Source organism: Bacillus sp. AFS059628 (assembly GCF_002571225.1).
In the GTDB taxonomy this organism is placed as follows: domain Bacteria; phylum Bacillota; class Bacilli; order Bacillales; family Bacillaceae_G; genus Bacillus_A.
Map to the genome: position 1 here is coordinate 1 of NZ_NVEC01000071.1, position 23,157 is coordinate 23,157.

The following is a 23,157-nucleotide window of genomic DNA, read 5'->3' on the forward strand; positions in this document are numbered from 1 at the left end:
GGAACTTTTTTTGCTGGTATGATAGGATTTTCTAAAATAGATAATTGGGTTGCGATGCTTAGAAGCATAGCGACAGTTCTACTAACACTTTTATTATCAGTGTTTTTAACACTAACTTTGATCATTGGCTATGCATTGAGTTAAACGTCATTCCTTGTTAATAAAACTAAATATTCCGTCAACACTATATATGACATTAGATTTTCTCCTTGTTCCCCCTTGGAGAACCGAGCAGTTAGCTTTTGCTTGATACTTACTAGTTCGTTTAACAAATCTTATATTTTTAGCTAATTGCTCTAAAACATCAGGTAACATATATCGTTGTAACTCTTAGGAATACAATGGCAGCTCATCATGAATTGAAAAGCACATTATAAAAACAACCTTTCTTTTAATTCTAAAGAAAGGTTAACGCTTTTCCCATTTTTAAAACAGGTTTTTTCGAAGGTTTTAATTTAATCCTAATTATATTTTTTATAAATTCTAAAAGTATATCCCCTATTTTTGGTATGATAGACAGGCACTATTTTTTAGAACAGGAGACAATAAATGAAAAAAATCAAATTAGGATTATTAGTTATATTTCTATTTATATTTATGTACATGTCTTTAGTAGGAGATGAGAATAAGGGTTCTTTAGCTCCTAATCTGATTTCAAAAATAAAATATTTAGAAACTGATTCTGTTGCTGTAGGTACATTTAGAGATTATGGCCAAGAAGCAAAATCAGTGTTTGAAAAACTAAGTTGTCAGAAAGATGTTGTAACAAAAAAAGATTTTTTGAGGAATCTTCTCAACGTAACATTGACTTTGTATTAGATGATGGTAAAAAAATCAAATTCAAAGTATTATTTTTTAGTGTGAAACCATACTTTGATGAAGCGTATGTTCAACGTATAGGAGATGATTCCATTTACCACTTAAATAAAGAAGATGCAACAGATATAGCAACTCAATTTGCAAATCGTTAATACTTTTCTTAAAATTTTATGTTTTATATCTATTAATTATAAAAAAAGAACATCCCCAAAACGAATTTTTTGTTTTGTTAGTTTGATGGGCATGTGGCACTGCCCCTATTAATAAATATTACTAACCATATTTCTAGGTTAATATCTATCATATTTAAAAAAATAAGATTAATTAGATTTAAAAAAAGATTTCTTTTTCTTTACTCGTAATAAATCACCTGTCCATCCTTTGAATCGCATATATAAATACACCCCCCCTGTTGTAAAAATAATAAATAAGAGAGCGATTAAATAGCTATATTTCCATTCTAGCTCAGGCATATATTTAAAATTCATCCCCCACAATGCTCCTAAGGCTGTCAAAGGCGTACTTACAGCAGTTAATACCGTAAGAGCTTTCATAATTTCATTCCCACGATGAGAAGAAACAACTTCTTGTAAATGAATCATCGTGTCTAATTCTTCTTGGTACTCTTTAACGAGTTGTAATCCACGCTCTAATTTTACGTGCGTTTGTTTATAACAAAGGGTGTTTGTTAGGTTGTCTAACCAAGCTTCCTCCAAGCCTTGTAACACTTCTTGTATTAAGCGAAACACATGTGTGTTCATAAATAATTCATGACGAATATGATAAATTCTTTCTAAAACTGCTATGTTATTATGATGATAAAAATCCCATAACACATTTCTGAAATTGTTTTCAAAATAGTCAACCTTTCGTAAATAGTGAGATATAAATATTGATAAGATAGCACACATTCCTTCAGCAGAACTATCACAATTTTTTATACCCATAGGGAAATTATGTATTAATTTTTGAAAATCCTCTTCCTCTTTTTCTTGGACCGTTATCAGTATTCCATGAGCTACAAAATAATGAAGAAATTTTTGGATTTTGGCGTCCTTTTTATCTTGATCATATAAAAACGAACCATATACACAAGTTTGACTTGGTGATAACGTATAAACATATAATCCATTTTCACAAGGAGAACTTATTTTTTTTACAAATTGAGAGAAATAAGATGTTACATCACGAGGGATTATAGAAGAAAGTTTTTCAAGTTCACTAGTTATCACATGATACCAATCCCATTTCGGCATTTTTATACATTCCACATTATTCTTCCTTTCTGAATAGTTTTATGTTTCATCGAATAATATCCGTAATATGAAATTTATATGTAGGTATTCATGTCTTGGAGGAAAAGTTTTTAGATCCTCTACATTACAAACTAAATGGCATAGGAGGTCTTCTTCTGTTACAAGGAAGACCCCCTATATATTAGTTATTTGGATTCTAAATTTTAAACATTTCCTCTATACAAACACTTTTTATCTTTTCTTATTTATATGTGGCAAAGAAGCCACATAATTTGGCACGTCTATTTAACGAACTCCATTTTGGTCGTTATTATAATTTAGATTCATATGCAGATTGATTAGTGATGTCGTCAAATACTTGACTTCCAATCATATAGTATCCATGAAGTGCAGCCTCTTTTGAAGCGTCTACCATACGGAAAGAAGAAATTTCACCTTGCATTTTTTCAATTCGTTTTTTGTGGATGTCTACTATTCCTCCTGTCCAAATAATAGTGTCATACTGGTCTAACTTAAATTGTTCTTGTAATACACACATAATGTCTTGGAAGTGTGTATCCAACTCTTTTTGAATCAAAGTATCGACCTGACTTGTCTGAGGATTTTCTTCTCGACCTCCATATCCTTTTTCTAATATATTTGGCATGTCGTTAATGTGCAAGTGATCACTTTCACCGGCATGATTCTGCAGGATATTCTTAATATTTTTCAAAGGCTTGCTACATCCTAGTTCCGTCTCATAATGATTTAAAATGACATTCTGTTTCATATCTGTCATTTCTAATGTACGAAATCCACCATCAATAATTAAGATACGATCTTGTTCCTGAATGATTCCCTCTTTTAAGAAATAGGCTTGTAAAGCGACCGGTTGCTGAAGAATCAAAACATTTTCCACCGTAATATTAATAAATTTCCCATCAATTTGTACGGAAGTTTCTTTTTTTAATGCACGTTGTAATTGCTCATGCTGACTACCAAAACAAGTAACTGGAAGCCCGGTTACAACTAAAGGTAACACGACATTTTCTTTATAATCCTTTGCAATGCAACCAAATATTTGTTGTTTAAACTGTTCGCTTTCATAATAATTTTCTATTTCTTCGTCAAATGGAGGAAGAAATGAAGCGTCAGATTGATGTGCTTCATTTCCCATGTAGTATGCAAAGTCTAAGTCTATAAAACTTACCTTTGTTAAATCTTCACTTTCAGCATGATTAGGTACAGGAGCTAGTGTGGCAGCTTCACTCTTAATCGTCACCTCAGAATCTACATCCTGTCGATATGCCCGCTTAGTAAAACCAATTCCTACATCAATTGCATACAGAGATTTCATACTTTTTTCCTCACTTTCTCTTTTTAGAATTAAATCTAAGCACTCTCTTCTTTCCCTTCTTTCGTATATTTCTTTTCATTTTCCGTTTTTTCTCCGTCTATGTCCTTACTATTTTGATTTATTTCATTATCCTTTTCATCTTTTTTCTTCTTGTTATTTTCGTTTTCTGTAAAATCTTTAATAGTAGAAATGACAACCGGTGTGGCTGTAAGCAGTTGTGGTAATGTTTGTTTTGCAACATTAGCTGCAGTTACAGAGAATTGTTTACTTGTCTCGGTTACCTTCTCTAATGTTTCCTTTATGTTTCCTTCTTGTAGTTTGTCTTTTACGCTTTTTCCTTTTGTTTGTATAGCTTTCCGATTTTCTTTTTTTAACAGAGAGACCATGACTCCGGTCGTAATCCCAATCACAGCATATTTAAATATTGTATGTTTCATTTTTCTCACCCTTCTCTACTTTTATTTTCTTCCATGCTACAACCTAAAATAATTAACTTATCTATTTATCAGATATTGCAATCTATTAGAGAGAATGATAGTTTTGCGGCTGCCTATCACTCGCCGTTAGTGTTTCATCTGTTACTAGGAGTAAAATTCTCCCTTGATCTAGTTTTTCTTCATATAAGTTAGCTTCCTCCTTCGACAACCCCATTTCCTCCAGTTGATTTCGGAGCTCGTCCCCTTTTTTGGAAAAAAAGTTGATAATACTTGTGCCCAATCCTTGTTCTTTTACTCCAATCGTATTTGTGTTTGTATCATCCGCAATCTTTTTTGTTAGATGTTTTTCATGTGTTAAGACGTAAATGTCATCTTGGTGAATCCCTTGCAATTCTAGCTCTTTTACTTTCATAACTACTTCCTGTTCATTATCATATTCATGAACCACCGGTTTTCTTTCATTCTTATGCATTGTATTTTCCTCCCTTAGATTTTTTATTTTTTATTTAGTTGTTATGTAATATGTAATACACCTATTTTAAAGATATTAAACCTAAATTTTCAAAAAACTTAACACAATAGGTTATTAATGTTTTTGAATATCAAAGAAATGTCACGAGCACTTTGCTTTGATAGCAGTGTTACAAATAACGATTTTTTTAGAAGGCAAGCCCATTGTTTTATAGAAAATTTCTATTTGAAAAAGTTACAAAAGGAGTACAAGATATTTTTTTCGTTAATTAAATCAAAGGAAAATAAAAAAACACTCTTTTTAAAAGAGTGCTAAAAAACATATAACCTAATAATGTTTCTAGTTTGATTACAGAAAAAAAGTCTTTATTAAAACATATAGTTGCTAATTTAATTGCGATCTTCCTTGCACCCAAGCAGCAATATCATTTATAACATACTCAGGAATATTAGCAGGACTATAATATTCATCCGGTTTACTTATTTCTCCATCCCCTTCTGTAAAGAAATGATTTAACTTTGGATATAGCTGATAATCAACGTTATCTCGTTCTTTTAATTGTTCTTTCCAAAGAGGAATTTCGATTTTTGATTGAACTTGATAGTCTCTTTCCCCTTGAATAATAAGAAGCGGTGTCTTTTGTTCTTTTGACATTTCTGCTGCTTTAATTTTCCGAATAGAATCCCAAAATACTGCTGATCCTAAGTAAAAATCTTTTGGAGGATTCTGACCAGAGAAATTTGGATCATTTAATAATTCAAATTGCGATTTGTAGAATTTATATTGCTCCTGGTTCATTGCTCCAATAGAAAAAAGATACTCAAATTGATCTAAAACAACGTCTTGAATCGTACGAGCTGGCCCACCCATTACAATTGCCCCAGCAATATTTTGATTTTGGTCTTTTTCAATCATTTTCGGAAGCATCATTCCACCTTGACTATGACCAAGAATATATATTTGATTCTTATTTATTAGAGGCTCATTTTTAAGAAATTGAGTTACAAGAAGAGCATCATCTGTTGTCTCTTTATCAACTGTATAGAAGGGACTGAATTGTGTTTTCAACCCATGTTCATACGTTCGTTTATTATAGCGAAGGACAGCAATTCCCTTCGATGCAAGACCTTCAGCTAAATCGCGAAATGGTTTTAAAGCAAACGCTGTTTCATCCTGATCAGTTGCTCCTGATCCTTGAACAAGAATAACCGCTGGAAAAGGACCCTTTCCTTTTGGAACCGACAATGTTCCTGGTAATGGAAATGCACCACTTCCAACTACTACTTCTTTATCAACAAATGATTCAGGCTTACTATATGATGGACGCTCAGCAACAGGACTAAACGACATGCTGAGTTGAAAATCGTCTATTTTTCCAGATGGATCTAGTTTAATTAGTAAAGGTACAGTCATTTTTTCAAAAACTAATTGAATCTCCACATTTGTATGAACAGGATTTGTCTCTTTTTGTGTAACCTCTCCAATTTCTATAAAAGAACCTGCTTGTAATTGAATTGGAAGTCCCTCCCAATAGCTCTTCAACCATTCTTGGGATATTATTTTCTGTAATGACCTTGAGGTTAAATCAAATGCAGATTTATAATCTTCACTATTCATATGGCGAATAAATGAAAAAGTAGTAGATATAATAGGATTTTCATCATCACTATTGTCTATTTTTTTTATATTTGTGTTTACTTCCTTTAATTTTGAAATAAATTGGTGGTTAAATGGATTATTATATGTATGAGGATATAAATTTGTTTTCAAAATTTCCGTATTTCGTCCCTTATACAAATTTGAAGAACTCTTAAAATTTTCAGGTGAAATTACCTCCTCCGCATATGAGACTGAGGGAATTGCTATTGTAAAAATTGCACTGATAAGTAATAACTTATTACTTATTCTTCTTTTCTTACCCATACTTATTGATTCTCCCTTCAAAATTTAAAATTTCTAATGCAATATGCCAACTATAAGGAAAATAAAAATCACCAAAGAGATTAATAATCTATTTTACGATCCCCCCTCTCAAGTTAAAAATCTATCATTAACAAACTTCAATAAAAAACGCCTTCCCCCTCTTTTTTTTATTGTTGGATTCTCCAATGACCTAGAAGCACAGCACGAAATTACATGTAACCGACCCATGAGATTCTCTGTTTCAAAAGAAAAAAGCCCCCCCACTAGATACTTTCTTTAATTGTTCTCACTATCATTTATTTAGGTAATTCTCTTATTACTGTAAGATAAATTCATTCTATTTTCTAAATCTCACTTATTTCTTAATTCACTCATACCAATATAAAACCTAATAACCTACCATCAAAAAATAAAGAAAACAAGTTATTTGGCTATTCATTTCTTAAACTTAATGCTCAAATTAGTTTTTTTCACAAAGTTAAACTTTATTAAGAAAAACTTAAAGAATTTCCCTCTATATTCATAAGAACTTTTTTCTATACTCAAAAATGTAAATAGACAAAAGGAGAAACGGTCATGAAGAAATTTGTAATTTGCATACTAGGGATAGGCCTCCCTATATACTTACTACCTTTCATATTACGCGGAGATTTAGACAGATTTAATCCGATTGCTGAAGAAAAAAATGTATATGCCGTTGCGAAAGGATATGGTGTTCCAGATTATCATCATAAAGGAAGAGCTATGTACTCACTAAAAGGTGTTGATGAATTAAGCAATGAAAAAGAATATAAAGTTGGAACGAACACGCCTAATGATTTTAGAAGAAAAACTTACTTAAAAATTCATGTGAAAGGAAAGTATGTCTATTCTTACGATGTTATTTCTGAAAAGGACATTCCAGAGAAAATAAGGGGACAATTGGAGATGGCAAATAAATAAAAGAGCCAATTCGTACGAGTTGGCTCTTTATTATCTCTCCCACCTATCGTTTAGAGAATTCTTTCGGTAGATTTATTAAATTCGTTATCATTGTTTTAATAACCATTCTTCAATTACTTTCACTGTTTCATCTTGTTGTGCTTTTGATGTAATTAAGCTCGCATTATCACCTTTTTGCTCACCATACATGCCAAAATGAGCATGATTTCCGCCTTTTATCATGTGCATAGTTGTATTCTTTGACATGAACTTTTTATTGTTCTCTATTTTTTCTACTGTTGCTAAAGCATCTACTTCCCCATAAATTGATAACATCGGAATCGATTTCGTAGAGAAGTTATCTGCAGGATAAGAACCTAAGAAAATGATCCCGTCTATCTTGTCTTCATGTTGGAAGGCATACTTAGAAATCATAGCTCCCCCCATTGAATGCCCCGCAACATACCACTTCTGAACTTCAGGATACTGTTCCATTACACTGTCTACCACATTGATTCCAAATATCGCTAAGTTTAGTGGTAACTTAGGCATCACTACAAAATGCCCATCTTTTGCAAGAGCTTCTCCTAAGTAACTATAAGCCTCAGCTTCTACTTTAGCTCCTTGGTAAAAAATAACCCCCACTTTAGCATCTTGCTCTCCAAAAATGATATGATCTTCATCTTTTTTATCATCTACTAACGACAAAGCCTCTTTCGTCGGTTTATAAGTAAAATGAGACCAAACAAAAAACTAATACTTCCTATAAGTAAAATACCTATTAAAGAGTACAGAATAATTTTTATCCATTTCTTCACAAAGATGACCTCCCTAAGATGTATATATTCCATATTTTAGATTATCATTCATACACATAAAAACTTGAGCGTTTTTATTATGCTCAAGTTTTTATTTATGACTTTAATTCATACTATAAATGGTCCAAGATAAATATGTAGCAAAGGTAGACCATAAAAAATATGGAATTAGCAACCATGTCGATACTTTAGATAATTTGGAAGAAACCACTATGAGAAGTAACGTCGTAATAGCGACTAGTAAGCAATCTACTGTTGCTAAAAATAAATTTTTTTGACTGAATTGAAAATAGCTGAACGCTTGATTGAACATATAATTTAAAAGGAATACAAACCAAAATGTTTTTGGCTTACATCCATATTTGTTGTAAATAATTGCAACTGATAATGCAATCAGTCCATATAATACTGCCCAAACTATTCCGATTGTCATACCAGAAGGTGTCCAAGACGGCTTTTCTAGCGCATCGTACCACATACGATCAATAGGAAATAAAATACTAGAAACATAAAACAAACCATATGTTAGTAAAAATACTAGAATACTAGATTTTTTCATAAACATTCTCCTTTTTACTAGAAAGTTATAGAAAATTTATATGATTAGTATGCCCTTGTAATGGATAAAATTCTAATATTTAAATTTCAAATACATATTGTTTAATCTATTTCATACGAATTCTTTCATACTTTTATATGCACAAAGTGCTCTCTCCCGTGCTGCCTTATGATCAACAACTGGCAAAGGATATGTATGACCAAGCTGTATATTAGCCTTTTGTAAAATATGCTCAGGTGCTTCCCAAGGTTTATGTATATATTTATTAGGCATATCTCTTAATTCTGGTACCCATTTTCTTATATACTCCCCATCTTTATCAAACTTTTCTCCTTGTGTGATGGGATTAAAAATACGAAAATACGGTGATGCATCTGCCCCACTTCCAGCAACCCACTGCCATCCCATTGTATTATTTGCAATATCAGCATCTAGCAGTGTATCCATAAACCATTTTGCACCCTCTTGCCACGGAATTAACAAATGCTTTACAAGAAAAGAGGCTACAGCCATTCTTGCTCGATTATGCATAAAACCTGTTTGCCATAGTTCCCGCATTCCAGCATCAATAAACGGATAGCCAGTTTCACCCTTCTGCCATACTGTTAATAACTCCTCTTCATTATTCCACGGAAAATGTTCGAAGCTCTTATTAAGAGGTTTATATACTGTAAATGGATAATGATATAGCAAATAATAAGAAAACTCTCGCCAAATGAATTGACGTATAAAACTATTCACTTGTTTTTCAAAAAGACTACATTGTCTTTCGGTACTTTTATTGATTAAGTAATGATACATCCACTTCACTGATATTTGGCCAAATGAAAGATAAGGTGCCAACATCGAATGAGCATTTTCATTTGGAAAATCTCTTCCTTCACTATAAGAGGCTAATTTGCTAGAGAAAAACTTCTTACATGTTTTGTATGCCCCTTCTTCTGTAGGATCCCATATTGCTTCCATATGAGATGTCCACGGTATAGTCGGCAACAAGTGTAATTCTGAAACAGATAAGCTTGCTGGTAAAGAGCTTCCCCACTTTATACTCTGTACTCTGCTAATAGGTTTAGGTATTACCTGCTTTTGAAATGCATTGTAAAAAGGCGTAAACACCTTATATTCAGTGTTATCCTTCTTTTTTATAATCCACGGTTCTAATAATAAATGCGAATTAAATTCCTTACAAATAATACCTTTATCTTCTAATATCATTTTCATTTTTGGATTAGATTTTAACCTGTCTGGATCATAACAACTATTCCAATATACAGCCGTTATATCTAATTGTTTTATGAGAGAAAGTATTTCTTCCTGTGTATTTCCTTTGCGGATTATTAAAGTAGAGCCCAATGCCCCAAGTTGCTTTTGGACATCTATTATAGCATGGTGTAACCACCACTTTGCCGCACTTCCTATTGAAAAAGTTTCGTCATGTACATATACCGGAACAACCTCACCGGACTGAGCAGCTTCAAATAGAGCTGGGTTATCATATAAGCGAAAATCTTTTTGAAACATAACGATAATTTTATTTTGCATGGCTATCCTTTCTAATTCTTAAAGCACAATTCTTTCTTTATGAAAACAAGTACTTCTGTTATTTTTAAATGATTATAAGAATCACTGTTTGTAATTGCAAACAAACTTTTCTATCTTTAATGGGTTTTTCCAACTCTTAATAAAGGTAAAAATACAATGTACTTTGTACTTATCTTAAACTCTTATAAAATAAAAAAGAAGATGGAGAGAAATATGAGAAAACAGTTTGATAAACAGTCAAAATTAAATACATCTATAGATTCAACAATCCTATGGACTTTTCAAAACCAAAATGCTATAAATACACTTTTGAATGAAGGTAAGCTTATAGCCGATTCTATTTTTGTTAGTAAAGAAGATTTCACAGCATATAAATACATTGTAAGATGCATGAAACAGAAAGGTATTGACTTCATTATAGATTTCCCTATTTGGGCATGGCATTCATGCAATGGTTACCAAAAGAAGCCTACTTTTGAGACGGCAAGGGAATTACTATCAGATATTCAATTAGAAGAAGAAATATACCTTATCGAATTTACATGTCCTAATTTTTTATTCATGCTAACAAACTATAGTGGATGGTGTGACATTTATTTTAAACTTATTGGCAATCCTAAAGCAAGTGTAACAAATGATGAAGAAAAATACTTATTTAATCTTTATCCTACCATTGAGGAAGAATGGGAATATCATCATATCCAAGCAACTCTACCCTACCTAAAAAAAGAATGGATTATACAAATAACAGAACTTAGTAAGATGAATGGATTTAACAAATAATATTGTTTATGAATGCTTTATTTAAGCATTCATAAACATAACAAATAGTCACATTAAACTAATACATTTAAAATAACGCTTTTTATATGGTACCCTAAATACTATGATTTTGAATACATGTAACTTACTCATTTAGTTTTGGTCTAGTTTGTAAATATAAATTCAAATCCGGACTTGAACCGTTAATAATTATATCTCGAACAATTTTAGAAAGCACCATACTATATACTAATCCATTATCTCCATACGCATAGATAAAGTGACAATTTGGAAACTCTTCATACATTCCAATTATAGGTAAACCATCATGGGTACCACCATAAAAAGCACTTAAATGAAATTCAGGTTCAACTGTTATATTTGGAAAGAGCTTATTAAATTCATTCACTAATTTCTCTTTTTTATGAATTAATTTTGAATCTCTTTCTTGAGCAATGTTTGTATCTTCATCTAACCCACCTATAATAATCCTGTTATCTGCAGTAGTTCTCATATAAATATATGGTCTCGCAGTTTCCCAAATGAGAGTACGCTTATACCAAGAAGATAAATCTTCCACAGGATTAGTCACAATTGCATATGAGCTAATTAGTGTAGCGTTCTTCTCCTTTTTAAATTCCAACCCTTCATATCCTGCAGCCACAATTACTTTGTTGGCAGTAATAGAATTGCCCCCTTTTGTATAAAAAACAGCACATTCTTTCTCTAACTTTTTGCCAACAATCTCCGTATCTTCATAAATGTGAACTCCTTTATTAGAAGCTTGTTCTAATAAACTATGTGTAAATTTATAAGGATTTATTTCACCATCATTATACGTATAAATAGCTGCACGCTTTTTAAATGGATATCTCTGTCCAATTTGTTCCTCTGATAGCCAAGTCGCTTTAAAATCATGCTTATGTAAATAATACAGTTCTTTTTCTAATTTCTTTATATCCTCTTCATAACTTGCATAATATAAACTGTCACGTCGTTTAAAATCAGAGCAATAAGGCAAGTTTTGATCAGCATATTCAATATCATTAATAGCTTGTTCACATAATTTCATATGCTTAACTGCATAATCTTCTCCAAATGTATTTACAAGTTCAAAAAACATCTTGTCACCTAAATATTGAATAAGTGCTGTATTTGTAAGGTTACTCCCGTGTCCTACCTTTCTTTTATCAACGACAACAATATTTAAATCTGATTCACTCAAATAGTATGCCGATTGAGCACCTGAACTTCCTGCTCCTATTATTAGTACGTCACATTTTATATCTTCTTCCAACCGAGGATAAGAAGGTGTATTAGAAAAAGTTGTGTTCCAATATAATTTCCCTGTCTGTAAATCCATTTAAAGTGCACCGTCCTAAATAAAATAGTTATATCCCCATCTGTATCTCCAAATCATTCTTACTATATACTTCTTATCAAATTTATTTTTGCTACCATTAGATTATTAGTGCAATATTTTGTTCACCCATATTTGGTATTAAACTAAGCTTATAAAAAGTTAATAGTATATATATTATTTATTTTCATTTAGAAATTTAAGAACTCGATTAAAAGCTTCTTGACCTGCTGGAGTGTTCATTTTAAATTGAAATTCATGCGCCAACTCGCCAGAGATATTTTTATCAAAGAAAAGTGTATCTACAGGTACTCCTTTATTTTGTAAAGTAGAAGCTAATGCTTTACCTTGCTCTTCAAATGATGCAGTATTTCCATCTGTGATGAACGTTGGTGGGTAATCTTTTGTAACGTGTTTATAAATAGAGGCGATTTCCATTTCAGGTAATGTTTCAAACTTCTTTTTCCCAAAGTAAGCCCAGCCAGTAGTACGCATAAAGTCTTGCACTTCTTTGGATGTTTCCATTTTAGCTAATGCAGGCATATTATACGGGCCGCAAAATAGCAGTATACCTTTAATTGTAGAAGGAGCAACAATATCGTCAATCCCGGCTAATTTCGCATAATCTGGAGATGTTTGAATAGTAACAAATTGTCCAGATATTTGCGCTCCCGCAGAATCTCCTGCAAAATACAGGTCATCTAGTTTTACATTATATTTCTTTGCATTTTCTTTTATATATTCGTAAGCCTCACCAAGTTGTAGTACTGGTGTAGGATACTTTCTTTTAGGAGCAAGAGCATAATTTATATTTATCACTGTATAACCACGAGCAGCTAATTCTACTGCATAACCAGTAATGTCTGATTTATCTCCACCTACAAATCCACCCCCGTGTACCCAAAAAATAACAGATGTTTTTTCCGTAAGATTTTTGGGATAAATAATGTCTAATGTACCATCAGGAAATTTAGAATTATAATTAATATCTTTAACAATTCGTGTCTCTTTTAGAGCGTTTTTATAATTGCTAGATTGAACAAACATTCCACCTTCAAATGCTTTTTTTATGAGAAACGCTTTTGGGATAGGTGAAACATTCCAAAAAACAACTCCGACAATAATCAATCCGAAAACAATACAAATAGTTAGTAGCATTCTTTTTTTCCATATCATTTTAGGTTTTAACTGTTTTATTCTCATAATTAAAGAATCTCCATTCTTTTTAATAATAACCTTGAAATAAATCACAACATAAATTTTTATTTTCCGCCTGCTAATCCGTCCTTAAAATCTCATACAAAAGGTTATATATTTTTATTATGTACATATTAGATATCCCCTATAAAACACATTAAAAATTCAAACAAAAAGAGCAAAAGATCCCCATTTATAGAAGATTTCTTTTGCTCTTTGTAAAGGACACAAGTCCAAATAAAAATTGCTTATCTATCGATAACTTACACATAAGAATGCATTTTTTTCGCTACTTTATTAGTAGCAATTTCAACAACCGTTTCTTTTTCACCTGTTCTATCAATCAGGAAACCATGAGCTTTAATATTAGAAGGTACTAACGGATGATGACGAATCATATCTATACTCTTCTCAATATTTTCACTAACATTTTCTTGTCCACTTAGCCATGCATTCAGGCTACCACTTGAAAATTCAGGCATGCAATTTTTAAAGAGATAGTCTATTTCTCTGTTATTTTTTATGGAATCACGTTGAATTTGTAGATTAACTACATCAGTTTCTTTATCCTCTATTCCTACAACAAAAATTTCTTCCACATTTTCTTCATAAATAGCAATAATAACAGATCTCATTATATCTCCATAAGGATGTACAATTACAGAATTATAGCTGTGTATAGTCAACATGTTTTCTTGTTGACTGTTAGTTACTTGCTGGATAATAGGCTCTATTCCATGTTCAATGTCTGTTAATACTAATACTTTTTTATTCTTTGAATTCATATGGAGCACTCCTTCTTCATTATTTTATTTATGGAACTTTTAAACTAGTAACGATAGTTGAGTGTTCATTACATGATTGTTACCAATTTTTCCATTGTCCTTCTGGATCAACACTTGCCAGTCTAACCCATCCATTTTCAACTTTTTCTCGAAATGTGAAATCCTTATTTAGCAAACGCTCTATATATTCAATAGGTGCTTGAATTACAATTAGTAAACGAAGTGGTGAATGATATGCCTCACTATCTGACTGCATAACGGATTGCCAAGGTAAGCCTGGCAACAAGTCACTTGCATTTCCTTGCATAACACCGAGACCTGCCGTTACAGTTTGGGTTGTTTTGTTTCCACTACCATAATAATGAGGAGCTACAGTTGAAGCGTAATATTGTAAATTTATCCACTGAGCTACTGTTCCTGGTCCCGCAATGATGCTAGCTAATATATCTCCACTTTCATCCTGTTTCCAATCATAATTATGAAGGAAAGCCCTACCTTCTAAGTCGCAATCCTGAGTTAATTCACGTTGCCCGATAATAAAAGATGCATTACGGGCTAATCCCCATTCCGGACGTATTTCACTCCAATCTTCTGCAAATCGATATGCCTCTGTACTCGGATTTTTTATTTTCGTTTTAAAATTAGGTAATTGTGTTACACGCTCTCTATTTGCATGTTGGCTGACATTTGGCATAACCGACTCAATACTATCAAATGCTTCTTGTGCAGTTTCCGAAAGTTCTGGGACGTAAATCCATTCCAATTCATCCACTGTTGTTTTATGTTCAGCTGCTGCAAAAATGGTATCCTCCGGAATGTTAATGCCTTCAGCAGACAAAGCCTCTCTTACTTCTGGAAGATTACATAAGGTAGCGAAAACTTTTGCATTGAATCCTCCCGCCGCTCCGCCACAAGCACCACACTCAAGCGCTGCAGAATAAGGGTTGTTCGTGCTTTGACTACTATGTCCGCACATTACAACTAAAGGCGCGAATTTTTCTGTTAATCCCACCATTTTTAAAGCTTGACGCACATAGTTCACTTTTTCTTCTTTCGTAAAACCGATAGGTATCTCACATTTTGTATCATGAACATGATTAAGTGAGAATGTTGTATCAGGTTTTTGTAACATCGTTTTACGAAGGTTACGAAGGAAACTACCTACTCTTCTTGGCACAAAACTCCTTGTTATCATTTGTAAACCAAGTAAAGGGCCACTTACCTCAGGTAGTAACATACTTGTCAGTACATTTTGTTTCATCGTTTTAAACGTATAGCTTACTGAGCTATCTATCTTCTTACGCTGTTGATAAGATTTATATTCATTTTCATCCGCGAGCTCTTTTATTTGATGTTTCGATTTTAATATAACTGGCAAAGAAGGATGGCTGTCATTACTACCTAGTTCACTAGTCGCAATTGGTAACCCAAAGAAACCAGCTATTCCAAACGTTTCGAACGGACCTGATTTTTCTAGGTGGCGACGAAACGGTTCTGAACGTACATCAATACAGAATGCTAATTGAGCTAATACACGTTTTTTATCATTAGTTGCACGTTGCTTAGAAACAATCTTTTCCCTTAATTGCTCTGCATGCGTCTGTTCCCAAGCTTCCAGCCAAAGTTTCCTGCGAATATTTTCATCAAAACGATAAGCAAATGATAATAATTCGCTTTGTTCAGCTGCAGACATTTGTGACCATTCCAGGGTTGAAATATTCCCCCAATGGATCCAAGAAGCTATAAGTGGGACAATCGCAACTTTTTTCTCAGCCTTTTGATTTTTTATAGGTAAATAAGGTTTTACAATGGCCAGCTCCATAGAAATTCGAACTGCTAAATATTCTATAACGAGTTCCTGCTCCTGAGTTGACTGTTGGGAACGCCATAGTATCATTCCTGCCCACCCAGGCAAAGCAAGCAAGTGCCCTTCAAGGTAAGCTTGCATGTTAGATTTAGAAATTCCTAGTTCAGATAACGCTCTTGTTAAAGCTACCTCGGCATCCTCTGGCCAATCTTTTAAAACGCTACGCTCATTTTTACTGAGCGCTGGATCAAATTTAATAAGGTGATGCCACGCACGATACAAACCTTTCTCTCGATTTGGCATCGTCCAACTTGCCCCGGAGTCATTCAAATATAATTTACACCATTTAATGATGTGATAATTAAGAATATCAGATAGGTTGTCATCCTTTTGATTCTCTATAAGTGTACTTACAGGTTGCATAGAAGAGTCTTTCATACTTCCTGTATTTATATAACTCATTTCTTCTGTCAGTTTATTTAATTGTGGCGATGATAATAGACTAGAAGGTAATTCCTCTAACTTTAAAGCTGCTTGGCAAAACTGCTCCGCTTTCTTTCGCGGAATATGAAAAGATTGTAAATCAAGCCAACGAGACAAGCCACTTTGTAAAAATGATTCCTCAATCTCACCTTTCGCCTTTGCCGAATGAATCATAGAAGCACTCGGATATATATCCACATTACGAATTTCTTTTAACCAATCTGCCACTTGTTCAAATGATTGTTTTTCAAGCCCCATCCAAGGGTGATGAGCGGCAAATGTAGAGATCGGCCAAAGTGGTGCAATCACTCGACTAGCAGATTCAACTAAATCATTCATATTCTTTTCTTGTATTTCAATGTTTGTATCTTTCCTTTTTAAAGTTTCTTTCGTTACGATTGACGGTGTGCTCATCACTGATTACCTCCCTTTGATACATAATGTTTCAGATAGCTCGGATGACTTTCTACTGACTTTTGTCTCGCTTCACCTACTCGAACGAACCAAAGATACATTACAGCAAATATAGTAGAAGATTGATTACGAGTAACGAGAGTACTGATAGCACTGCCAAATAATAAGAGACATATAACAAAAATAACGGCTGGAGCTGAAGGTTGAACATTTTGATACATGTCAGTATGCAACCATTTATAAAGAGAATTATGAACAGTAAAGTAAATGAGAGAAAATCCAGCTAAAATAAATACGCCAACAATTCGTCCCATTCTTCCCTCTCCAAAAACAACAAGCTGTTTCCATGAAACGTATAATGACCAACCTAAGATGAACGCACTAACGAATTGATACCCTTCTCCAGAAGTCGTAAACCAAAAAGCAATCGCTATAAATAATCCGAAAACACGTCCGACGATAGTCCATAAATTAGACATCTTTTCATTAGACAGCTTCACTGCCCCAAAACGTTGTACGGAAGAACCAGCTTGTAAAAACAGTGTAGCTTTAAACAAACCATGTAAAATCAAATGAATAACAGCCGCTAAATAGGCTCCTAATGCGCATTGAATAAGCATAAATCCCATTTGTGCAATAGTTGATCCTACTAGCTGACGTTTATAATCAACTTGAACTAGGCTAATTCCTGTTCCGATTAAGACAGAAATACTAGAGAAAATTAGTAAAATAATTTGTGCAATATCATCATGAAAAAGAGGTGAGAACCTAGTTAACATGATACCACCAGCATTTACTAAACCCGCATGCATAATAGCAGAAACAGGAGTTGGAGCAACAGCAGACTCAATTAACCATCTTTGAAAAGGCCATTGTGCTGCTGGAATCATCACAGCTACTATAATCAATAAGTTAATTCCTGTTTTCTCCAATGTTCCAAATTGAGCTACATTTTCATTCGTTAAAACTGATGTTAACTGCCACTGTCCAGTGACTTGAACAAGCCAAATGATAGCTGCTAGCAAGGCGATCCAGCTTATTGTAAATAAATAACTAGAAATTTTTGTTGCTTCACTAACTACTTTCCACCCTTTATTTAGCCCTATGAGTAAAACCAATCCTATAAGAGTTGCTCCCCAACAAATAATCATGAAACGAAGATCATTACTTAACCATGCAACCGAAGATACACCTGTAGTACATGTAAAAAGTGCAAAGTATTTTCGATATGAGCGATCTCCCAGTAAGTAACGTACAGAAAAACGTTGAATGATTAAACCAATTGTAAGAACAAAGAAAGCCATGAACCAAGCTAAAGTATCTAAATGCCAAGGCCCTACAACTCTATCTCCATTGTTATTAACAAGTGCGAGTAAAGAAACTAATGAAGGCAAAGCAGCGATACCAATATGGATATGAACAAAACGTAAAGGCATCCTTGCATGTAAAAACAACAATCCACTTAGCCAAGAAGCACTAAGCGCCATAAAAAATAATGTTAACAGTGTTGATGAACTCAGCGAAATTAACATGTACAATACTCCCTTCCCAACGAAAATAACCTATAAAAATTTCTTTTAAGATAGTTTTTTAATTTCAATTTCCATTCACTTCTTTTAGTACATCGTTTTTTCCCATAAAAAAAACCGACAACTTCCATAATTCAATGATTTTATATCATCATTGAATTATGGAGATTGTCGGTTTCCCTTCAACTAACTTCAGTAAAGTTTTTTGAAGAGCTCCCATTTTATAGAGGATAATAATGTATGTATTACTCCTGTTAATAAGAAAAATATATTTCTGATCTCCTAGATTATGCAATCAATATATCAATTTATGTTATACGCTATCTTTTCATTAAGAAACTTTTTCATTTAGTCAATATTACATATTAAAAAAATGCTAAAGCCTTAATTATAGCAAACTGTTAAAATGAGCATCTATCAATTTTTTAAAACAATTATAAGATAAACCATATTAAGCAGTTTGTCAATTTCTTTATCCGTTTTCCGAATCAAAATTCATTATACATAAATAATTTCAAGTTTTCTCATTTTCTAATTATCTCCATACTAATAAATTCAAATAAAGTGCACAACTTGTAGGTGTCTTAATTATCTCACTGCATTTTTAGTTTATCTTCCACAAACCCTAAGGTGGTTTTAATTTTTAAAATTTCTCCTCAAGATTATGAAACAATTTAAAAATCATTACTCGCTCACCTGTACGAGAGCTTATATCCGTATGAAAGCTTTTCACTTTCTCTCCAGTTAATTCTAGTATAATCTCTTTCAGATCATCAATTCCAGATTCAACTAGCTCCGAACGATTTTTCTTTATCGTTAGCATACCGTCTTTTGTTTCGCAAACAGTATATTCAGCCGGCGTTAAAATACCTTGTAAATTTACGATAATCATATCCCGTAATATATCTGTCTTAACGGATATAGACCCGCGTCCTAGGTAGTCCTTTTCCCAGTGAGTAATTGCTTTGCTTATCTCTGATTCAATAGAGCCTTTTGAGCTTTTCATCTATGTATCCTCCTTCAATAAAATAAATTTACAATAACAATATAATAATCCGGATTGATTTTATTTTCAATTATTGAGAAGAATTTATTAGGATTGTTGTATGGTATCCTTTCATATCATATTGATTTTTTATATTACAATATGGAATTTTTAATCATTCCCAACAAGATACTTTACTATAAAGGCTTTGTTGCATAGATTGCTAAAAATGTCATTGTGGGGAGTTGTATTTTCTTAGCTTGATAGCGATGGGGCGAGACCCCTATACGTAGTGTAATTGAAAGTTTTTCTTTTTCTAGTTTTGGTCTCCCTATTTTATTCCCCGTTTTTTACTCTCTTCTAATTCTTCTTTTACTCGTTCAGCCTCAATCATTCTTATTTACACCCAACGATTGAAGCTGATTATTCAATTCCATTTACAATTGCTTGTGTTCGATATTGTACTACAACCTCTAAACCTTTTGAACGTTACAAGTAAAAACGGTCCATTTAATAGAACGGTGCTGCAGCTCCATCTTGCAACAAGGGGGCACTATGTCAGAAAATTATAAGTTTCACACAAAATTGACACATTTTGATTAGTTCCCTGTACGTTAAGAGATTAGGTTATATATTTGAGGAGATATACGAGACAGGTGTGAATTTAGGGTAATATCATATTTCCCATTCAAATATGATAGAATAGAAGTATATCCAAAACGGAGGAATAACAAATGAACTCAAACACAAAACAGTTTATTTATGATATCCAGCAACGAAAGAACAATTATATAGAAAATGCTTTAATAGCAATACAACACCCTAAAAAGGAGCAATCTGAACAGGTCATTCAAAATATCGTAGAGAAGATGGATATGATGATTAGTCTAGTTACTACGTACATGAGGATTGAATCTGGATCTACGAAAGAATTAAAAGAACTTCAGAAAGAAATTATCCATGCTCAAGCATATATCCAAAAACGAAAATTTGAAGAAACACAGAGATAAAACCCTGTGTTTTTATTTGATGCTCTATGACGCTAATCTGTTATAAATCAAATTACATGTAATTTGATTATTGTTTTGGCATAATCCATACAATTTGTTGAATGCGTACAATATATGGCACTGTATCTTCAATGAGCAAATGATCTGGTTTCACATCCTTTAATTTCCCTCTTATATTTCCTCTTACAGTTTCAATAACCACATGTTTACCAATTACTGATTGTAATGTCTGATATACATAGGGATTAGGCACACTTACCATATTTTGTTTACTAAAATCATTTCCCTCCAAATAACTCATTCTATAAGACTCCTTTCTAACTCGCATTCTTTCTACTAATATATGATATAAATCTTATAAATATGCTAGAAGGATAATTCATTATATGGACAGAAAACACATTTTAATAGGGTACGGTTTCTATTTCTACATTGCTAAAAAAATGATTTGTATAAAATTACTTTTACTAGTTAATAGGAGATGATAAAGTAATATTTTGAATATACATTTAGGTTGTTCCTTTCTGGATATGTATCATTTTAAATACGCCCTTTATTAGAATAGTGCTCATACTTTTTTTGAGATTCTTTCGTAATACGTGCATTAAGTAAAATTGCTAACAATAAAAACACTCCATATTTTCCCCCTGTAGCTCCTATGATAATCACACTACTACAAACAAGTACAATTAATAGGATAAACGAAACTAAATAAATACGATTATAATTCTTTGACATCTTCTCGTATTTTATGCGTTCTTTCCTTGCATCCATCTAAATTCCTCCTTTAAATAATCCATTTCACTCTCAAATAAATCTAGCCCTTAAAAAGGAAACAATCTATTGTTTTAAATAATTAGTTTGTTTTTTATCAACTAATTTATATAACGTAAAAAGAAATCCTACCAATATTAAGCTCTCTACCATGATAATCCCGACCCTCTCCTTCCTTTTAATCCCAACAAATCAGATAAAAGTTATGTATATCCCATATTAGCTGCAACGAACAAAAAGGATCCCCCTTCTCTTAAAGGCCGATCCTTTTCTCCTTGTATGCAACTATTTTTACCTATTCTTGATTAATTAGAATAATAGCTGGTCCATCTACACGAATTCCACCAACTTCGATTTTTTCATAAGACTCAACTGTAATAGAGATGATCCCTTCTCGCTTCTTTAATTCATTACTTAATTCTTTTGTTAACATTTTTTTCATGTGTGTACTCCTTCTTACCGCTTAATTTACTATTGGTATGTAAATAAAATTTAAATTGGTTTCCTGGTCTGGAAACCAATTTTTTGTAGTTGACCATATGTTGTTACCAGTTCGTTTATCAATTTTACGTAAAGAAGATAAACAATTACTATTCACTGTCTCAGTAGATGTAAGGAGGAACTCTTAAAGATGGCGGTGAGATTGATTGTTTTTTCTTCTAGAAATAATGACTTAGATAGTATATTACCTAAAACAATGAAAGCCCTACCTCTCTTTCATCCTTACGGCTCCTTGTCCGTGCCAGTGTGAATCAGGATTGTAAAAATCAAGTGACTATTTAATCGAGTTATTTGATGAAACTTCAAACGTTCGTAAAAGAAATTTAAAAATAAAAATGGATTAGATTGAAGTAATAACAAAAGAGGTATCTACTCTAAAAGTGAGTTGAAGAAATTGAATATCTTTGAAATACCTTCCTTTTAATAATCATTATAGACCAGAAAATTCAGGATATTTCCGAGAGATGTCATACATTATTTATAATAAATCTTAACAGAAACTTTTTATTTGATTTTCAGTGATTCCTTTAATTAATTCTAGTTCACTAACCAAAAACTTATATGCATCATCCAACAATTTTTTTTCGCTTGTATTCAGTGCTTTTTCTTTCTTCATACGCATTAAATCACGTACAACTTCAGCACCTTCTTGTATTTCACCCGTTTTTATTTTGTCCGTGTTCACTTTATGCCTTTGTTTCCACGGCAGTAATTCACATGATTCTTCATGCTGAAAAATGTGTATAATGTGTTTTAATGCAAGTATATCAGTAACTGGGCGTATATTCGAATTCAATATTTTACCCGTAGGAATCATGACTTGCATCTTACTGATTGACATTTTTATTACATAATACTGTTGTTTTTCCCCTGAGAATTCTTTTTCTTCTATGGCTTCAATTATACCTGCTCCGTGCATTGGATAAACAATGTTATCGCCAATTTGAAACATATAACCCACCTCCATATGTGGTAACCTTCTCAAGCTTAACACATATGTTATTTTTTATCAAAAATTTAATAATATCATGAGTTTATTTTTTGTGTCAATCACTTTTTCTTCAGAAGTTAAATTAAGGAAAACAGCCTCAAAATAATAGAGAGCTTTCTAGATTTCAAATAAAAGAAAAGGGAATTCCCACGCGTATATTCTAAAATCTCTACTCATTAACGTAAATCAGTTTTTCCTTGAAAACGGCCAAATCGATCCCGTATTTTTTTCAATCTTATATGATACTCTAAAATCTCAATTCTTGCTTTTTCTGCTAGAGGGGCAATTGGTCGTAAGTCTTTTAACCCCCAATACTCGACCACTACATCAAGTACTTGATCAAAATATTGTAGTGGCCCATAGTTTGCTTCTTTTGCAATCACAGCCATTCTATTTTCAAAATCAGGCATGACGGCACCTGGCATTTTAAAATTCCTAATCACATTGGCAATATAGTAGCAATAATTAGGTTCTAA

22 protein-coding genes and 2 pseudogenes are annotated in these 23,157 nt (G+C 32.6%); 5 read left to right on the forward strand and 19 right to left on the reverse strand.

All coding sequences use genetic code 11. The features are described from left to right. Positions 1 to 549: 549 nt before the first annotated feature. The gene (locus tag COL05_RS22995) at positions 550 to 819 is read left to right on the forward strand and encodes a hypothetical protein (RefSeq protein WP_257152593.1); all 270 of its coding nucleotides are present in this window, start codon (positions 550 to 552) and stop codon (positions 817 to 819) included. 320 nt (positions 820 to 1,139) lie between these two features. Here COL05_RS22995 and COL05_RS23005 read toward each other — a convergent pair whose 3' ends face one another. The 4 genes from COL05_RS23005 to COL05_RS23020 form a co-directional block, all read right to left on the reverse strand. After that, the gene (locus COL05_RS23005) at positions 1,140 to 2,090 is read right to left on the reverse strand and encodes a magnesium transporter CorA family protein (RefSeq protein ID WP_098670276.1); all 951 of its coding nucleotides are present in this window, start codon (positions 2,088 to 2,090) and stop codon (positions 1,140 to 1,142) included. 295 nt (positions 2,091 to 2,385) lie between these two features. Beyond that, positions 2,386 to 3,411, reverse strand: coding sequence for a ParM/StbA family protein (locus tag COL05_RS23010; protein WP_098670277.1), 1,026 nt, complete (start codon positions 3,409 to 3,411; stop codon positions 2,386 to 2,388). A gap of 35 nt (positions 3,412 to 3,446) precedes the next feature. After that, on the reverse strand, positions 3,447 to 3,848 hold the full coding sequence (locus COL05_RS23015; RefSeq protein WP_098670278.1) for a peptidase U61: 402 nt from the start codon (positions 3,846 to 3,848) through the stop codon (positions 3,447 to 3,449). Positions 3,849 to 3,933: 85 nt separating this feature from the next. After that, positions 3,934 to 4,320 carry a YflT domain-containing protein gene (locus tag COL05_RS23020; protein WP_098670279.1) on the reverse strand — a complete coding sequence of 129 codons (387 nt, stop codon included), beginning with the start codon at positions 4,318 to 4,320 and terminating at the stop codon, positions 3,934 to 3,936. Between the two features lie 117 nt (positions 4,321 to 4,437). Between COL05_RS23020 and COL05_RS32020 the strand changes: the two are divergent. After that, positions 4,438 to 4,592, forward strand: a pseudogene (locus tag COL05_RS32020) (acyl dehydratase). 112 nt (positions 4,593 to 4,704) lie between these two features. Here the strand turns inward: COL05_RS32020 and COL05_RS23030 are convergent. Next, positions 4,705 to 6,243: an alpha/beta hydrolase gene (locus COL05_RS23030; RefSeq protein ID WP_142337627.1), complete on the reverse strand. Its 1,539-nt coding sequence runs from the start codon at positions 6,241 to 6,243 to the stop codon at positions 4,705 to 4,707. Between the two features lie 576 nt (positions 6,244 to 6,819). Between COL05_RS23030 and COL05_RS23035 the strand changes: the two genes are divergently transcribed. Beyond that, positions 6,820 to 7,185: a YxeA family protein gene (locus tag COL05_RS23035; protein WP_098670280.1), complete on the forward strand. Its 366-nt coding sequence runs from the start codon at positions 6,820 to 6,822 to the stop codon at positions 7,183 to 7,185. A gap of 87 nt (positions 7,186 to 7,272) precedes the next feature. Here the strand turns inward: COL05_RS23035 and COL05_RS23040 are convergent. The 3 genes and pseudogenes from COL05_RS23040 to COL05_RS23050 form a co-directional block, all read right to left on the reverse strand. Beyond that, positions 7,273 to 7,982, reverse strand: a pseudogene (locus COL05_RS23040) (alpha/beta hydrolase). Between the two features lie 103 nt (positions 7,983 to 8,085). Beyond that, positions 8,086 to 8,541, reverse strand: coding sequence for a TspO/MBR family protein (locus COL05_RS23045; protein WP_098670281.1), 456 nt, complete (start codon positions 8,539 to 8,541; stop codon positions 8,086 to 8,088). A gap of 111 nt (positions 8,542 to 8,652) precedes the next feature. Further along, positions 8,653 to 10,083, reverse strand: a complete 1,431-nt coding sequence (locus tag COL05_RS23050; protein WP_098670282.1) for a cryptochrome/photolyase family protein — start codon at positions 10,081 to 10,083, stop codon at positions 8,653 to 8,655. A 213-nt stretch (positions 10,084 to 10,296) separates the two neighbouring features. Here COL05_RS23050 and COL05_RS23055 point away from each other — a divergent pair, with 213 nt between their 5' ends. Continuing rightward, positions 10,297 to 10,866, forward strand: a complete 570-nt coding sequence (locus COL05_RS23055; protein WP_098670283.1) for a DUF3841 domain-containing protein — start codon at positions 10,297 to 10,299, stop codon at positions 10,864 to 10,866. A gap of 124 nt (positions 10,867 to 10,990) precedes the next feature. Here the strand turns inward: COL05_RS23055 and COL05_RS23060 are convergent, their stop codons facing one another. The 6 genes from COL05_RS23060 to COL05_RS23085 form a co-directional block, all read right to left on the reverse strand. Continuing rightward, on the reverse strand, positions 10,991 to 12,208 hold the full coding sequence (locus COL05_RS23060) for an NAD(P)/FAD-dependent oxidoreductase (RefSeq protein WP_098670284.1): 1,218 nt from the start codon (positions 12,206 to 12,208) through the stop codon (positions 10,991 to 10,993). 174 nt (positions 12,209 to 12,382) lie between these two features. Continuing rightward, positions 12,383 to 13,408, reverse strand: a complete 1,026-nt coding sequence (locus tag COL05_RS23065) for an alpha/beta hydrolase (protein ID WP_098670285.1) — start codon at positions 13,406 to 13,408, stop codon at positions 12,383 to 12,385. A 257-nt stretch (positions 13,409 to 13,665) separates the two neighbouring features. After that, on the reverse strand, positions 13,666 to 14,187 hold the full coding sequence (locus COL05_RS23070) for a carbonic anhydrase (protein ID WP_098670286.1): 522 nt from the start codon (positions 14,185 to 14,187) through the stop codon (positions 13,666 to 13,668). 79 nt (positions 14,188 to 14,266) lie between these two features. Next, a complete protein-coding gene (locus tag COL05_RS23075) occupies positions 14,267 to 16,891 on the reverse strand; it encodes a DUF2309 domain-containing protein (protein ID WP_098670287.1) in 2,625 nt (874 codons plus the stop codon). Then, positions 16,891 to 18,423 (reverse strand): NADH dehydrogenase subunit 5, encoded by a 1,533-nt coding sequence (locus COL05_RS23080; RefSeq protein ID WP_098670288.1) that lies wholly within the window; start codon positions 18,421 to 18,423, stop codon positions 16,891 to 16,893. Before COL05_RS23080 ends, COL05_RS23075 begins: the two co-directional genes overlap by 1 nt. A gap of 640 nt (positions 18,424 to 19,063) precedes the next feature. Continuing rightward, positions 19,064 to 19,426, reverse strand: a complete 363-nt coding sequence (locus COL05_RS23085) for a Na-translocating system protein MpsC family protein (RefSeq protein WP_016717920.1) — start codon at positions 19,424 to 19,426, stop codon at positions 19,064 to 19,066. 713 nt (positions 19,427 to 20,139) lie between these two features. Here COL05_RS23085 and COL05_RS23090 point away from each other — a divergent pair. Further along, positions 20,140 to 20,415 carry a hypothetical protein gene (locus COL05_RS23090; RefSeq protein WP_001087713.1) on the forward strand — a complete coding sequence of 92 codons (276 nt, stop codon included), beginning with the start codon at positions 20,140 to 20,142 and terminating at the stop codon, positions 20,413 to 20,415. A gap of 67 nt (positions 20,416 to 20,482) precedes the next feature. On the opposite strand, the gene COL05_RS23095 is transcribed toward COL05_RS23090, so the two are convergent. The 5 genes from COL05_RS23095 to COL05_RS23115 form a co-directional block, all read right to left on the reverse strand. Next, entirely contained in the window at positions 20,483 to 20,716 is a 234-nt protein-coding gene (locus tag COL05_RS23095) for a YuzF family protein (RefSeq protein ID WP_000120818.1), read from the reverse strand. 239 nt (positions 20,717 to 20,955) lie between these two features. Beyond that, a complete protein-coding gene (locus COL05_RS23100; protein WP_087984512.1) occupies positions 20,956 to 21,189 on the reverse strand; it encodes a hypothetical protein in 234 nt (77 codons plus the stop codon). A gap of 295 nt (positions 21,190 to 21,484) precedes the next feature. Further along, positions 21,485 to 21,631 carry a BC1881 family protein gene (locus tag COL05_RS23105; protein WP_000738548.1) on the reverse strand — a complete coding sequence of 49 codons (147 nt, stop codon included), beginning with the start codon at positions 21,629 to 21,631 and terminating at the stop codon, positions 21,485 to 21,487. 549 nt (positions 21,632 to 22,180) lie between these two features. Beyond that, positions 22,181 to 22,642, reverse strand: a complete 462-nt coding sequence (locus COL05_RS23110; RefSeq protein ID WP_142337628.1) for a CarD family transcriptional regulator — start codon at positions 22,640 to 22,642, stop codon at positions 22,181 to 22,183. Between the two features lie 215 nt (positions 22,643 to 22,857). Continuing rightward, a partial coding sequence (locus COL05_RS23115) for an acyl-ACP desaturase (protein ID WP_180233478.1) occupies positions 22,858 to 23,157 on the reverse strand: 300 nt, incomplete at its 5' end.

Excerpts from the sequence above, each read along its gene's own strand:
- COL05_RS22995 (WP_257152593.1), top strand. The coding sequence starts at position 550 with ATGAAAAAAATCAAATTAGGATTATTAGTTATATTTCTATTTATATTT.
- COL05_RS23010 (WP_098670277.1), bottom strand. The coding sequence starts at position 3,411 with ATGAAATCTCTGTATGCAATTGATGTAGGAATTGGTTTTACTAAGCGG.
- COL05_RS23015 (WP_098670278.1), bottom strand. The coding sequence starts at position 3,848 with ATGAAACATACAATATTTAAATATGCTGTGATTGGGATTACGACCGGA.
- COL05_RS23020 (WP_098670279.1), bottom strand. The coding sequence starts at position 4,320 with ATGCATAAGAATGAAAGAAAACCGGTGGTTCATGAATATGATAATGAA.
- COL05_RS23030 (WP_142337627.1), bottom strand. The coding sequence starts at position 6,243 with ATGGGTAAGAAAAGAAGAATAAGTAATAAGTTATTACTTATCAGTGCA.
- COL05_RS23035 (WP_098670280.1), top strand. The coding sequence starts at position 6,820 with ATGAAGAAATTTGTAATTTGCATACTAGGGATAGGCCTCCCTATATAC.
- COL05_RS23045 (WP_098670281.1), bottom strand. The coding sequence starts at position 8,541 with ATGAAAAAATCTAGTATTCTAGTATTTTTACTAACATATGGTTTGTTT.
- COL05_RS23050 (WP_098670282.1), bottom strand. The coding sequence starts at position 10,083 with ATGCAAAATAAAATTATCGTTATGTTTCAAAAAGATTTTCGCTTATAT.
- COL05_RS23055 (WP_098670283.1), top strand. The coding sequence starts at position 10,297 with ATGAGAAAACAGTTTGATAAACAGTCAAAATTAAATACATCTATAGAT.
- COL05_RS23060 (WP_098670284.1), bottom strand. The coding sequence starts at position 12,208 with ATGGATTTACAGACAGGGAAATTATATTGGAACACAACTTTTTCTAAT.
- COL05_RS23065 (WP_098670285.1), bottom strand. The coding sequence starts at position 13,408 with ATGAGAATAAAACAGTTAAAACCTAAAATGATATGGAAAAAAAGAATG.
- COL05_RS23070 (WP_098670286.1), bottom strand. The coding sequence starts at position 14,187 with ATGAATTCAAAGAATAAAAAAGTATTAGTATTAACAGACATTGAACAT.
- COL05_RS23075 (WP_098670287.1), bottom strand. The coding sequence starts at position 16,891 with ATGAGCACACCGTCAATCGTAACGAAAGAAACTTTAAAAAGGAAAGAT.
- COL05_RS23080 (WP_098670288.1), bottom strand. The coding sequence starts at position 18,423 with ATGTTAATTTCGCTGAGTTCATCAACACTGTTAACATTATTTTTTATG.
- COL05_RS23085 (WP_016717920.1), bottom strand. The coding sequence starts at position 19,426 with ATGAAAAGCTCAAAAGGCTCTATTGAATCAGAGATAAGCAAAGCAATT.
- COL05_RS23090 (WP_001087713.1), top strand. The coding sequence starts at position 20,140 with ATGAACTCAAACACAAAACAGTTTATTTATGATATCCAGCAACGAAAG.
- COL05_RS23095 (WP_000120818.1), bottom strand. The coding sequence starts at position 20,716 with ATGAGTTATTTGGAGGGAAATGATTTTAGTAAACAAAATATGGTAAGT.
- COL05_RS23100 (WP_087984512.1), bottom strand. The coding sequence starts at position 21,189 with ATGGATGCAAGGAAAGAACGCATAAAATACGAGAAGATGTCAAAGAAT.
- COL05_RS23105 (WP_000738548.1), bottom strand. The coding sequence starts at position 21,631 with ATGAAAAAAATGTTAACAAAAGAATTAAGTAATGAATTAAAGAAGCGA.
- COL05_RS23110 (WP_142337628.1), bottom strand. The coding sequence starts at position 22,642 with ATGTTTCAAATTGGCGATAACATTGTTTATCCAATGCACGGAGCAGGT.